The sequence below is a fragment of the Bradyrhizobium sp. CCGB01 genome (assembly GCF_024199795.1).
Classification (GTDB): Bacteria; Pseudomonadota; Alphaproteobacteria; order Rhizobiales; family Xanthobacteraceae; genus Bradyrhizobium.
This window is the reverse complement of record NZ_JANADK010000001.1, coordinates 2066065-2078904: the sequence shown is the minus strand read 5'-3', so window position 1 is coordinate 2078904 and position 12840 is coordinate 2066065. Positions and strand designations below refer to the sequence as shown.

14 protein-coding genes are annotated in these 12840 nt (G+C 65.6%); 7 read left to right on the top strand and 7 right to left on the bottom strand.

Going from position 1 to position 12840, the window contains the following annotated elements; translation table 11 throughout:
- Positions 1-8: 8 nt before the first annotated feature.
- Positions 9-767, bottom strand: a complete 759-nt coding sequence (locus tag NLM25_RS09355; RefSeq protein WP_254116574.1) for an ABC transporter substrate-binding protein — start codon at positions 765-767, stop codon at positions 9-11.
- A gap of 179 nt (positions 768-946) precedes the next feature.
- On the opposite strand from NLM25_RS09355, the gene NLM25_RS09350 reads away from it, so the two are divergent.
- On the top strand, positions 947-1588 hold the full coding sequence (locus NLM25_RS09350) for a helix-turn-helix domain-containing protein (RefSeq protein ID WP_254136723.1): 642 nt from the start codon (positions 947-949) through the stop codon (positions 1586-1588).
- Between the two features lie 146 nt (positions 1589-1734).
- Here NLM25_RS09350 and NLM25_RS09345 read toward each other — a convergent pair whose 3' ends face one another.
- Entirely contained in the window at positions 1735-3000 is a 1266-nt protein-coding gene (locus NLM25_RS09345; RefSeq protein ID WP_254136722.1) for a D-amino acid dehydrogenase, read from the bottom strand.
- 69 nt (positions 3001-3069) lie between these two features.
- Complete coding sequence (locus NLM25_RS09340; RefSeq protein ID WP_254136721.1) at positions 3070-4398, bottom strand: aspartate aminotransferase family protein; 1329 nt, start codon at positions 4396-4398, stop codon at positions 3070-3072.
- A 149-nt stretch (positions 4399-4547) separates the two neighbouring features.
- Between NLM25_RS09340 and NLM25_RS09335 the strand changes: the two genes are divergently transcribed.
- Both NLM25_RS09335 and NLM25_RS09330 read left to right on the top strand, forming a co-directional pair.
- Positions 4548-5096 (top strand): cupin domain-containing protein, encoded by a 549-nt coding sequence (locus tag NLM25_RS09335; protein WP_038972074.1) that lies wholly within the window; start codon positions 4548-4550, stop codon positions 5094-5096.
- Between the two features lie 151 nt (positions 5097-5247).
- Entirely contained in the window at positions 5248-5400 is a 153-nt protein-coding gene (locus NLM25_RS09330) for a hypothetical protein (protein ID WP_254116570.1), read from the top strand.
- Between the two features lie 40 nt (positions 5401-5440).
- Here the strand turns inward: NLM25_RS09330 and NLM25_RS09325 are convergent, their stop codons facing one another.
- From NLM25_RS09325 to NLM25_RS09315, 3 genes are read right to left on the bottom strand one after another with little or no spacing between them, the layout of a single operon-like run.
- Complete coding sequence (locus NLM25_RS09325; RefSeq protein ID WP_254136720.1) at positions 5441-7702, bottom strand: xanthine dehydrogenase family protein molybdopterin-binding subunit; 2262 nt, start codon at positions 7700-7702, stop codon at positions 5441-5443.
- Positions 7695-8750: a xanthine dehydrogenase family protein subunit M gene (locus NLM25_RS09320; RefSeq protein ID WP_254136719.1), complete on the bottom strand. Its 1056-nt coding sequence runs from the start codon at positions 8748-8750 to the stop codon at positions 7695-7697. The genes NLM25_RS09325 and NLM25_RS09320 overlap by 8 nt, the downstream gene beginning before the upstream one ends.
- Positions 8747-9244 (bottom strand): (2Fe-2S)-binding protein, encoded by a 498-nt coding sequence (locus NLM25_RS09315; RefSeq protein ID WP_254136718.1) that lies wholly within the window; start codon positions 9242-9244, stop codon positions 8747-8749. The genes NLM25_RS09320 and NLM25_RS09315 overlap by 4 nt, the downstream gene beginning before the upstream one ends.
- A gap of 253 nt (positions 9245-9497) precedes the next feature.
- Between NLM25_RS09315 and NLM25_RS09310 the strand changes: the two genes are divergently transcribed.
- Positions 9498-10136 (top strand): TetR/AcrR family transcriptional regulator, encoded by a 639-nt coding sequence (locus tag NLM25_RS09310; RefSeq protein WP_254141141.1) that lies wholly within the window; start codon positions 9498-9500, stop codon positions 10134-10136.
- Between the two features lie 69 nt (positions 10137-10205).
- Positions 10206-10613, top strand: coding sequence for a DUF4864 domain-containing protein (locus NLM25_RS09305; protein ID WP_254116566.1), 408 nt, complete (start codon positions 10206-10208; stop codon positions 10611-10613).
- Here NLM25_RS09305 and NLM25_RS09300 read toward each other — a convergent pair.
- Entirely contained in the window at positions 10610-11875 is a 1266-nt protein-coding gene (locus tag NLM25_RS09300; RefSeq protein WP_254136717.1) for an MFS transporter, read from the bottom strand. The two genes, NLM25_RS09305 and NLM25_RS09300, sit on opposite strands and share 4 nt — an antisense overlap.
- A 173-nt stretch (positions 11876-12048) precedes the next feature.
- Between NLM25_RS09300 and NLM25_RS09295 the strand changes: the two genes are divergently transcribed.
- Together NLM25_RS09295 and NLM25_RS09290 are read left to right on the top strand one after the other, a co-directional pair.
- Positions 12049-12468: a hypothetical protein gene (locus tag NLM25_RS09295; RefSeq protein WP_254136716.1), complete on the top strand. Its 420-nt coding sequence runs from the start codon at positions 12049-12051 to the stop codon at positions 12466-12468.
- Between the two features lie 78 nt (positions 12469-12546).
- A complete protein-coding gene (locus NLM25_RS09290; protein WP_254136715.1) occupies positions 12547-12831 on the top strand; it encodes a hypothetical protein in 285 nt (94 codons plus the stop codon).
- Positions 12832-12840: the final 9 nt, after the last annotated feature.

Here is a 12840-nt window from a genome sequence, read left to right as displayed (position 1 = left end):
AGCCTCTGTCAGCCCTGGGCCTTGAGGCCCCATTTGTCGAGGATCTTGTCGATGGTGCCGTTGGCCTTCAGCTTCGCGAGCGAGGCGTTGATCTTGCCGAGCAGCGCGGCCTCGCCCTTGCGGACGCCGATGCCGACCGAGCCGACGGTGACGGGCTTGTAGCCGTCGACGAGACGCACCTCGGGGAAACCGCCCTGCTTCAGATTGTAGGCGAGGATCGGATAATCGGCGTAGCCGGCCTTGAGGCGGCCCGTGTTCACGTCGCGCAGGATATCCGGGATGGTGTCGTAAGCCTTGACGTCGGCGAACAGGCCGGACTTCTTCAGCGCATCGACGAAGGCGGTGCCGACCTGGGCACCGACCGTCTCGCCCTTCAGATCATCCTGCGTGACATAGGCCTTGGTGTCGCTCTTCGGCACCACGAGGCCCTCGCCATAGGTATAGATCGGGTCGGAGAAGTCGACGACCTCTTTCCGCGGCGCGGTGATGAACATCGCCGCCGCGATGATGTCGATCTTGCTCGAGGTCAGCGACGGGATCAGCGCCGAGAACTGCATCGGCTCGATCTGCACGTTGAAGCCGGCATCCTTGCCCACTTCAGTCACGAGATCGACCATGATGCCCTGGATGGTGTTGGTCTTGGTATCGAGGAAGGTGAAGGGAATGCCGGTCGGCGTCGAGCCGACCTTCAGCACCTGCTGCGCCGAGGCCGGAGCCATCGCTGCCAGTGCGAGCGCCGCGACCGCGGCCAGACCAAAACGCTTCATCGCATCCCCCTTTGGGTCCGGCCGATGACGGCGCTCGCGCATGTCGTGATCAGACGTTGCGGGCCAAGCCGTTTCGGCCTATTTTCACCAATATGAAAATTTGGTCACACTTTCGCGGACGATGCAAGCGGTTTTCATGCACATGAAGGAAGCGGTTTGACGTGAGCGGTGGCAAAAGAATGCGCAAACCGGCCGCCGCAAAGCCGGTCAGGAAGGTCAAGAAGGCTGCCGCGAAGCCGACGGAGCCTGCAATGGACGTCGCGGTCGGCCGTCGCATCCGCGATCTCAGGCGTGTCAGGCAATTCTCGCTCGAGACCGTCGCAGCGCGCACGGATCTTTCGATCGGCTTTCTCAGCCAGATCGAGCGTGGCCTGTCGTCACCCTCCCTGCGCGTGCTGGCAACCCTGGCCGACGTGCTCGGCGTCGGCATCGCCGCGCTATTCGGCGCGAGCCCGAGTGCCGACGGCGCATCAGATCAGGTCGTCACGCGCGGGCTGCAACGGCCCGAGCTGAAGCTCTGGCGCACCGGCGTGTCCAAGCAATTGCTGAGCCCGGCCAGCGCCGACAACCGGCTCAATTTGTTCCTGGTGCATCTGGAGCCCGGCGGCTCCACCGGCGACGAGCTCTACACCCATGACGGCGAAGAGGCCGGACTCGTCCTCGAAGGCGAGATGATGCTGACGGTGGACAGCGAGACGTGGTCGCTGAAGACCGGCGACAGCTTTAGATTTGCAAGCCGAAGGCCGCACCGGTTTTCCAACCCGGCGCAGGATGCGAAGGCCGTGGTGCTTTGGGTGAATTGCGTGACGGGGGCCGGGTAGTTCTTCTCCCCTCGTTCTTACGAAAGAGAACGACGATGCTTCCACATCGTCATTGCGAGCGCAGCGAAGCAATCCAGACTGTCTCCGCGGAAAGAGTCTGGATTGCTTCGTCGCTTCGCTTCTCGCAATGACGAGCGGATAGAGTCTTAGCCAAACCGGTGATTATACCGGTCCACCGTCAGGGCGCTCACATCGACCTCCGGCTTCCTGCCCGACAGCATGTCCGCGAGCACGCGGCCGGAGCCGCAGGACATGGTCCAGCCGAGCGTGCCGTGGCCGGTGTTGAGGTGGAGATTGGCGTATTGCGTCGGACCGATCACGGGCGGACCGTCCGGCGTCATCGGCCGCAGACCGCTCCAGAACGTCGCCTTGGACAAATCGCCGCCGCGCGGGAACAGATCGGTCAAGGAGTGATCGAGCGTGGCGCGGCGCGCGTCGTAGAGCTTGGTCGAAAAGCCGGAGATTTCGGCGGTGCCGCCGACGCGGATGCGATTGCCGAGACGGGTGATCGCGACCTTGTAGCTCTCGTCCATCACGGTCGATTCCGGCGCACCGGAAGCGTCCTTGATCGGCACCGTGATCGAGTAGCCTTTCACCGGGTAGACCGGCAAGGAGATGCCGAGCGGCGCGACGAGCCGCGACGACCAGCTTCCGAGCGCGAGCACGTAGGCGTCCGCCTGCAACATCCCTGCGCTGGTCGCGACACCGCTGACGCGCGCGCCGTCGGTGACGATGCGGTCGATGCCGGTGTTGAACATGAAGCGCACGCCGAGCGCCTCGGCATGCTTGGCCAGCGCCTGCGTGAACATGTGGCAGTCGCCGGTCTCGTCCTGCGGCAGGCGAAGTCCGCCGGCGAACTTCTCCTTCACGCCGGCAAGCGCCGGCTCGGCCGCGATACAGCCCTCGCGGCTCAGCACTTCAAATGGCACGCCATATTGCTTGAGCACGGCGATATCCTCGGCCGTGCCGTCGAGCTGCTGTTGGTAGCGGAACAGCTGGAGCGTGCCCTGCGCGCGCTCGTCATATTGAATGCCGATGTCGCGGCGCAGATCGCGCAGACAATCGCGGCTGTACTCCGCGATCGGGATCATCCGGCTCTTGTTGACCGCGTAACGCGCGCTGGTGCAGTTGCGCAGCATCTTGAGCAGCCAGACCCACATCACGGGATCCAGATTGGGCCGGATCACCAGCGGGCCGTACTTCATCAGAAGCCACTTGACCGCCTTCACCGGCACACCGGGGCCCGCCCAGGGCGAGGAATAGCCGGGCGATACCTCGCCCGCATTGGCAAAGGAGGTTTCCAGCGCCGGCTCCGGTTGACGGTCGACAACCGTCACTTCGTGGCCGGCACGTGCGAGGTAGTAGGCAGAGGTGACACCGATGACACCGCTGCCGAGGATCAGAACTTTCACGCTTCGTCAAACTCCCGCGGCATCACGCTCGCCGCTGCAAAAGAAACTCCGCAACGGCGAGAGCAATTATCAGGCCACCTTCTTGATGGCGTCGCCGAGGATCGAGACCATCTGGTCGATGTCGCTCTTCTCGACGATGAGCGGAGGCGACATCGCGAAGCTATCGCCGCTCATGCGCAGATAGAGGCCGGTGTTGAAGCAGTCGACCATGACGTCATAGCCGCGCGCGCCGGCCACGCCGTCGCGCGGCGCCAATTCGACTGCGCCCATCAGGCCGCAATTGCGGATGTCGACGACGTTCGGCAGGCCCTTGAGCGAATGCAGCGCATCGCGCCAGTATTCGGCGATCGACGCACCGCGCGTGAGCAGGCCTTCATCCTTGTAGATGTCGAGCGTCGCGATGCCGGCGGCGCAGGCGGTCGGATGCGCCGAATAGGTGTAGCCGTGGAACAGCTCCATCTGGTTCTCGGGGCCGACCATCATCCCGTCATGCACCTTGCGGCTCGCGAACACCGCGCCGCAGGGAATGGTGCCGTTGGTGATGCCCTTGGCCGTCGTCATCATATCAGGCGTCACGCCGAAGAACTGGGCGGCGAACGGTGTGCCAAGGCGGCCGAAGCCGGTGATGACCTCGTCGAAGATCAGCAGGATACCGTGCTTGTCGCAGATCTCGCGCAGGCGCTTGAGATAGCCCTTCGGCGGCGGCAGCACCGCGGTCGAGCCCGGCACCGGCTCGACGATGACGGCGGCGATGGTCTCCGCACCGTGCAAGGCCACCAAACGCTCGAGATCGTCGGCGAGCTCGGCACCATGCTCGGGCTGATCCTTGGCGAAGGCGTTGCGGGTGAGATCATGGGTGTGGCGGATGTGGTCGACGCCCGGCAGCAGGGTCGCAAAGGCGCGGCGGTTGGCGACCATGCCGCCGACCGAGGTGCCGCCGAAGCCGACGCCGTGATAGCCGCGCTCGCGGCCGATCAGGCGGGTACGGCTCGCCTGTCCATTGGCGCGGTGATAGGCGAGTGCGATCTTCAGCGCGGTATCGACCGACTCGGAGCCGGAATTGGTGAAGAAGATGCGGTCGAGGCCCTTCGGCGCGATCTCGGCGAGGCGCTCGGCGAAGTCGAATGCCAGCGGATGGCCCATCTGGAACGACGGCGCGAAGTCCAGCGTCATGAGCTGGCGCTCCACCGCAGCGGCGATCTGCTTGCGGCCATGGCCGGCATTGACGCACCAGAGGCCGGCGGAGCCGTCGATCACCTTGCGGCCGTCGACGGTGGTGTAATGCATGCCCTCGGCCGAGGAGAACAGGCGCGGCGCCTTCTTGAACTGGCGGTTGGCCGTGAACGGCATCCAGAACGAGTCGGTCTTGATAGTGTTCGGAATCTGATGAACGGTCACGGGCCACGCTCCTTTGCTGACGGGATAGCAGAGCCACGGCTGCCGGAGGGCAACAAGTCCTTTTCTGGTGACCTGCAAGCCATTGATTTCACAGGGGCAGCCGGTCCATATTTGCGCGATCCGCAACACCTGCAACACAGGACAAGGGCATGAGCGTCGACATCGGTGGACGGCTGCGATTCATCCGGGCGCGCCACAAGCTGTCGCAGCGCGAGCTCGCCAAGCGCGCCGGCGTCACCAATTCGACGATTTCGCTGATCGAATCCAACCAGATGAACCCGTCGGTCGGCGCGCTCAAGCGCATCCTCGACGGCATCCCGATGGGACTCGCCGAGTTCTTCGCGCTGGAGCCGGAGTCACGGCGCAAGATCTTCTACCGTGCGGAGGAGCTGACCGAGGTCGGCAAGAAGCCGATCTCCTATCAGCAAGTCGGCGACAATCTGTTCGGCCGCAGCCTCCAGATCCTGAAAGAGCGTTACGAGCCCGGCAGCGACACAGGGCGCGTCCATCTCGTCCATGACGGCGAGGAAGGCGGCATCGTGATCTCAGGCAAGCTCGAAGTCACCGTCGAGGACGAGCGCCGCATTCTCAATCCCGGCGATGCCTATTATTTCGAGAGCCGCCGCCCGCATCGCTTCCGCTGTGTCGGCGGCAAGCCGTGCGAAGTGATCTCGGCCTGCACGCCGCCGACATTCTGAAACACAGCGGCGCTATCCGGGATCTTACGGAGCCACCGGTTTCTTACGGAGATTGAGCCATCTCAATTTTCGCGGGCCAAGCCGCTATATGTTGCGGGCCGTAGCCCCGGACTGCTCGCGTTCCGGGGACGCTTCGTAACAGGGTTCGCGGATGACGATCACGCTCGCCAATGCAGAAGCCGCGCTCGACGAAGTGCAGCGCGATGCCGACAAGCTCCGTTCGCGCGAGCTGCGCAAAGCCATCGCCGAATACATCGAGACGCAGCGCGAGGCGATCAAGGCCGTGCGCAGGAAGATGAACTGACGTCCCGGCGGAGCGAGAAGATCTCGCCCCGCCTGCTGCGTCAGATCTGCGTCAGCAGTTCCTCGATCCTGATCGGGAAACGGCGGACGCGCACGCCGGTCGCATGCCAGACGGCGTTGGCGACCGCACCGGCGCTGCCAGTGATGCCGATCTCGCCGACACCCTTGATGCCAAGCGCATTCACATGCGGATCGTGCTCCTCGACCGTGATCACGTCGAGCGGCGGCACGTCGGCATTCACGGGGATGTGGTACTCGCCGAGATTGGCATTCATGATCCGGCCGCTGCGACGATCGGTGATGGCTTCCTCGTGCAGCGCGAAGGACAGGCCCCAGATCATGCCGCCGAACAGCTGGCTCTTCACCAGATGCGGATTGACGATGCGCCCCGCCGCGAAGGCGCCGACCATCCGGCTGACGCGGATCTGTCCGAGCTCGGGATCGACCTTCACCTCCGCGAACACCGCACCGTGGGCGTGCATCGCATATTCCTCCATCGCGGCCGGGTTCGGCGCGCCGGTGCCGCGCGCCTCGATTTCGGCGACGCCGGCGCGCGCGAGGATCTCGGCATAGCTCTCGCCGCGGCTCTCGTCGTCACGCCGGATCAATCGGCCATCGCGCGCGATCACGCCGGCATTGCCGGCGCCGAACAACGGCGAGCGCTCGTCACCGGTCGCGAGATCGGCGAGTTTTGCAATCACGGCCGCGCCGGCGCTGTGGATCGCGGCGCCCGCGGTTGCCGTGTGCGCCGAGCCGCCGGCGATGCCTGCGTCGGGCAAGTCGGACGTACCGGCCTTGAACTCGACGCGGTCGATGTCGAGCCCGAGTTCGTCGGCCGCGATCTGGGCCAGCGCCGTCCAGGCACCCTGCCCCATATCGTGCGCGCCGATCTCCATCGCACCGGAGCCGTCACGGCGCAGCACCGCACGCGCCTCGGCCTGGAACATCAGCGCCGGGAAGGTCGCGGTGCCCATGCCCCAGCCGACCAGATGGCCGGCATCGTCGCGCATCTGCCGCGGCTGGAGCGGACGCTTCGACCAGCCGAAGCGCGCCGCGCCCTGCTCGTAGCAGGCCCGCAGCGCCTTGGACGAGAACGGCTTTCCCGTGATCGGCTCGACCTCGGCATAGTTCTTCAGACGGAAGGCAAGCGGATCGATGCCGCTCGCCCAGGCGATCTCGTCGATCGCACTTTCGAGCGCAATCGATCCGGTTGCCTCGCCGGGCGCGCGCATGAACAGCGGCGTGCCGGTGTTGACGCGTACGGCATCATGCGAGGTGCGGATGGCAGGCGCCGCGTAGAGCGTATGCGAGGCGTCGGCCGCGGGCTCGTAGAAGTCGTCGAACGTGCTCGATACGGTCCGGGCGTGATGATCGAGCGCGGTCAGGCGCCCGTCACCGTCCGCGCCGATGCGCAGCCGCTGACGGGTCGGCGCGCGATGGCCGACGGGGCCATACATCTGCTCACGGCGCAGCACGAGCTTGACCGGCTTGCCGACCAGCTTGGCTGCCATGATGCCGAGGGTCTGCGGCCCCGCCATCAGCCCCTTGGAGCCGAAGCCGCCGCCGAGGAACGGACTGCGGATGTGGATCTTGTCGTGCGCGATGCCGAACAGCTCCGCAATGCGCGCCAGCGACAGCATGAGACCCTGCGTCGGCATGTCGACCGACAGCCTGTCGCCGTCCCAGTGAGCCACGATCGCATGCGGCTCCATGGCGTTGTGATATTGCGGCGGCGTCTCGTAGATCGTATCGATCTGCTTCTCGGCCGAGGCAAGGCCAGCCTCGACATCGCCGCGGTGATTTTCCGTGGGATTGCCGACGCCGACCACCGGCGGCACGAAGCTTTCGCCGGCATCGAGGCCGACAAGCGCGGGCAGCGTCTCGTAACGCGGCGCCAGCAGCACCGCACCTTCCGTTGCCGCCTCCAGCGTTTCCGCTATCACGACGGCGATCGGCTGGTTGGCGTAGCGGACCTCGTTGCTTTGCAACACTTCCATCCGGAACACGAAGGGATTGGTCTTGATCTCGGGATCGACCGCGAGCTGCGGCTTGTGGTCCGGCGTCATGACGTCGACGACCCCAGGATGGCGCTTTGCAGCGGCGACATCGAGCGAGGCGACCCGGCCACGCGCGATGCTGGAGACCGCCATCACGGCAAACAGCATGCCGGGCGGATGATTGTCGGCGGCGTAGGTCGCCTGCCCCTTCACCTTGAGGACGCCGTCACGGCGGGTCAGCGGCTGGCCGATATTCGAGCCGTGGCGCAGATGGGCGGGCGCGCTGGTCAGGTTGAGCTCAGGCATGGATGGCTCCGGACGTCGAGGCAAAGGGAGAGGCCGGCAGCGCGGGGATACGCGCAGGCGTCCCGGCCGCGGCAAGGGTCAGCGCGCGCACGACGATGCGGCGCGCGAGTTCGATCTTGAAGGCGTTGTCGCCGGACGGTTTTGCATCGGCGAGCGCGCGCCAGGCCGCTTCCTGGAACGCGTCGGCCGTCGGTGCGACGCCCCTGAGCACGTCCTCCGCGGCGCGGGCGCGCCAGGGCTTTGCGGCGACGCCGCCGAGCGCAAGCCGCGCTTCCGCGATCTTGCCGTTCTCGATCCGCAACGCAGCCGCAGCCGACACGACGGCGAAAGCGTAGGACGTGCGCTCACGAACCTTGAGGTAGCGCGCATGCGTGGCGAAGCCGCGCGCCGCGGCCGGCAGGCGCACCGCGACGACGAGGTCGCCGGGTTCGAGCGCCGATTCGCGCTCGGGCGTATTGCCCGGCAGGCGATGCAGTGCGTCGAGCGCGATCTCGCGACGGCCGTTGCCGCCCTCGATCTCGACGATGGCGTCGAGCGCAATCAGCGGCACGCAGAAGTCGGACGGATGCGTGGCGGTGCAGCTTTCGCTCCACCCGAGCACGGCGTGCGAGCGGTTCTCACCCTCGCGCGCATCGCAGCCAGTACCGGCCTCGCGCTTGTTGCAGCGGCTGGCGGTGTCGTAGAAATACGCGCAGCGCGTCCGCTGCAGCAGATTGCCGCCGACCGTGGCGGCATTGCGCAGTTGCGCGGACGCGCCGGAGAGCAGCGCTTCAGCGACGGCCGGATAGGACTTTGCGAAGCCCGCGTCATGCGCGAGATCGGCGTTGCTCACCAGCGCGCCGATCCGCAACGACCCGTCGGCGAGATGCTCGATCTGGTCGAGCCCGTCGAGATGGGTGACGTCGACCAGGCGATCCGGTCGACTGACGCCGCCCTTCATCAGGTCGAGCAGATTGGTGCCGGCGGCAAGATACGCCGCACCCGGCTGGGCGGCGGCAGCGATGGCCTCGGCGACCGTGGCAGGCCTGACATAATCGAACGGCTTCATGCGGAGCGCCTCTGATTGGATTCATCCATGCGGTCTTGCGCCTCGCGCACGGCATCGACGATGCCGGCATAGGCGCCGCAGCGGCAGAGATTGCCGCTCATGCATTCGCGGATGCGCTCGGGATCGTTGCCGGCCTGCGCCTCCTGCATCATGCCGATTGCGCTCATGATCTGACCTGGCGTGCAGAAGCCGCACTGAAAGCCGTCATGGGCGATGAAGGCGGCCTGCACCGGATGAAGCTGGTCGCCACGCGCGACGCCCTCAATGGTGAGGATGTCGGCGCCGTCATGGCTGATGGCGAGCGCGAGGCAGGAGTTGATGCGCTTGCCGTCGACGAGAATGGTGCAGGCGCCGCACTGGCCGCGATCGCATCCCTTCTTGGTTCCGGTGAGATGGAGGCGCTCACGCAGGAGATCGAGCAGCGTGACGCGCGGATCGTCGAGGACGAAGTCGCGCCGCGCACCGTTCACGGTGAGGCTGATGGAGTGGTTCATACAAGGCTCCGATCAGATATGGACATGGCTCATCGTTCGGCGCGCCACCGCCGTGGCCGCCGTCGATACCGCGCCGCCCGAACACAATCCGGGTCGGCACATGATCGAAGATACGGAGGCACCCTCCGCTTAACAAGGGCCGCCGAAAAATATTTGGAATTCGTCAAAAGGCCGTTGGCGTACAACGCGATGAAGCCCTGCAAAGGTTCTTGCGAGGGTTCAATCTAACCAATTCGTGATCTACATTGCCGGCATGGACGACCACACCGACCAGATTCGGAAGCCCCGTGCCGACGCCGTGCGCAATCGCGAGCGCGTGCTCGAGGCTGCGAAGGTGGTTTTCAACGCCGGCGGCCCGGAAGCGAGCCTGGAAGCGGTGGCAAAACGTGCGGGCGTCGGCATCGGCACGCTGTATCGGCATTTCCCGACGCGCGAGGATCTGTTCGAGGCGGTTTACCGGCGCGAGGTCGAGCAACTCAGCGAGCTTGCCGAGCAATTGAAGAATGCCAAGGACCCGGTCGATGCGTTGCGGCGCTGGTTGGGCTCCACCGTCGAATTCGTTGCCACGAAAAAGGGCATGTCGGCTGCGCTGGCGCTGACGTTCCAGAGTTCGTCGGACCTTGCGGCGTTCTCGATGGACCGGCTGACCAAGGCAGTCGGCTCGCTGCTCGATCGCGCTGTCGCGACCGGCCAGATGCGCGCCGATATCAGCCCGGAGGACCTGTTCAGGGCACTGATCGGCATGTGCTACATGCACGACCAGCCCGGCTGGCAATCCTCGGTGCTGCGGATGCTCGACGTGTTCGTCGACGGGCTGCGGGTGCAGCCCGGCAAGGTCAAGGCACGTACCGCATCCAAGCAGGCGAAGCCGACGGTGAAACGAAAGCGATAGCGCACCCGTATCTCCCCAAAGTCATGCTAGGATCGGCATGGCCGGGATGATCTCAATGCGGAGCTTGTCATGCGCATCGCCGCCTTGCTCGTCGCTCTCACGATCGCCCTCCGCAGCGTCCCGGCGCTGGCCGGCGATGTCTCGGCAGCACAGGGCGTCATCCGCGCCCAGGAACAGGCCTTTGCGCGAGACGATGCGGCCGCGGCCTATTCCCATGCGGCACCGGCGATCAGAGAGATCTTTCCCGCGCCCGACATCTTCATGTCCATGGTGCAGAAAGGCTACGCACCGGTCTACCGGCACAAGAGTTTTGAATTCGGCGACAGCAAGAGCGAAGGCAGCTGGGTTGCCCAGCACGTTCACATCATCGACGCCAACGGCGAAGCCTGGGAAGCGCTGTACACGCTCGAGCAGCAGCCGGACGGCAGCTACAAGATCACCGGCTGCTCGCTGCTCAAGCCAGGGCGCGAGGTTTAGGTCGCAAAACCGGGGCCGGTTTTGACCGCATTCATCCGCGACCGGATCAGCAGCGTTACCACGATGCCGATATTCAAGGCATTCCACGCCACGCCGTTCGCGAACGCTGCGGCGTAGGAGCCCGTCGCGTCGAAGATGACGCCCGACACCCAGCCGCCGAACGACATCCCGAACACGGATGCGAAGATCACGATGCCGACGCGGGTTGCGGCTTCGCGCGCCGGCATCGCCTCGCGCACGATGATGGCGTAGCTCGGCACGATGCCGCCCTGGAACAGGCCGAACATCGCGGAGATCAGATAGAGTGAGGCAAGGCTGTCGAAGAACAGGTAGAACACCAGCGCAAAGCCCTGCGCCAGCGATCCGACCAGCAGCGTGCGAATGCCGCCGATCTTGTCGGCCAGGAAGCCCGAGCCGATGCGGCTGACGATACCGCAGGCCATCATCAGGGACAGCATCTCCGCGCCGCGCGCCACGCCGTAGCCGAGATCGCCGCAATAGGCGACGATATGCACCTGCGGCATCGCCATGGCGACGCAGCAGGAGATGCTGGCGATCGAGAGCAGCACCGTCAGGGTGTTGGTCGAGAGCTTGAGATCGACCCGCGGCGGCGGCGCATTGGCATGATCGTGGACCTTGTCGTCGCCCATCTGCGCGCGCAGGACCAACACCAGAATCGTCATCAGGCTCACGCAGACAAGGCCGATGCCGATATGGGTCATGCGCCAGCCGATCGTCTGCAGGCCCCAGTTCACGAGCGGTGGCCACATGGTTCCGGCGAAATAATTGCCGCTGGCGACGATGGTCACGGCAAGGCCGCGATAGCGCTCGAACCAGTGCGAGGCCTCCGCCATCAGCGGTGCGAAGGTCGCCGAAGTGCCGAGGCCGATCAGGAAGTACGCCGCCACGAATTGCCAGAGCTGAGTCGACAGACCCGCGAGCACATTGGCGATGCCGAGGAAGACAATGCTGATCGCCATTGCGGGCACGATGCCGAACCGGTCCGTGATCTTGCCGGCGATCACGCCGCCGAGCCCGAAGCCGAACATCATGAGCGTGAAAGCCAGCGACACCGCGCCGCGCGTGGCGGCGAATTCGGCCTGCACCGCGGGAATCATGACCACGATGGCCCACATGCCGACGCCGCCAATCGAGCCGATCAGCAGCGCAATGACGAGGCGAACCCAAGCCTGACGCGAATCAGGCGTGAATGAGGCCGGTATCTGTCCTGGATGAGTTGGCGCGTGCACGGCGCGGACCATGTTCGCTGATCGCCTTGCGGTCAAGCATCCTGCCGCGATATTGGGCATGCGCGGTGCGCTGCGGTAAGAAGAGCTTGGCGAAATCGCACTTTGCCATTAGTTTGCAATCTGCGTGTGCAACATTGCCGCGCGAAGGGCATGTCGACGGTATGTTGCTGCAATTGACGCGATCGATGCGGATCAGGGTGGGGCGCCTCGTTGCCCTCGCCTATCTGTTCTGCGTGCTCGCGCCGGCAGCGGCACTTGCCTGGGGCAACGGCGCTGCGCCGTGCCTCGACGATTCGCGCCTTGCGGACCTCGTGCCGGCGCATCATCAGATGCAGGACGGCCACATGCATGGCGACGTGTCGCATGACCACGCGGGAATGCACGCGCATCACCAGGCTGCCGCGCAGGACGAGCCCGCCCCGCATCAGCATGACGGCAAGGGCCACGCCGGCCCCTGCTGCGCGATGATGTGCGTGAGCGCCCTGCCGGCCGATCTGCCCAGCGTCGCCAAGCCGCTTCAGCCCGTCTCCGCCTGTGCGCCCGAGATCACGGCCAGCCTGCACAGCGCGGCGCCGCCCCTGCACTACCGTCCTCCCATCGCCTGATCTGACGCGACGACGTCAGGCCGAGCGCGCGTCTGCGCGCGCGAACCTGTGGTCTCCAGGACAGATCAGGGATGACAGATGCTTACGCTTTCCGGGGCGAAGTCCGCCGCCGCATCCGCGGCGCGTGGAGGACACTTTCTATTCAATTGGCCGCTGCTGGCCTTGGTTGCGCTGGGGCTGTCCGGCTGCATGACGGCAACGACACACGTCGCCGGCGCGGATCCTGCCGATCCCGCGGCAAAAGTGGCACGTGCCGGATACCGGTCGACTGTCGCGCCTTATGACAGCCTGCGGCCCGCAACGCCGGCACCCTGGCGCGACCGCAACGACAGCGTCGCGCCGCAGCCGAAGCAAGACCGGTAGGAGCGCGCC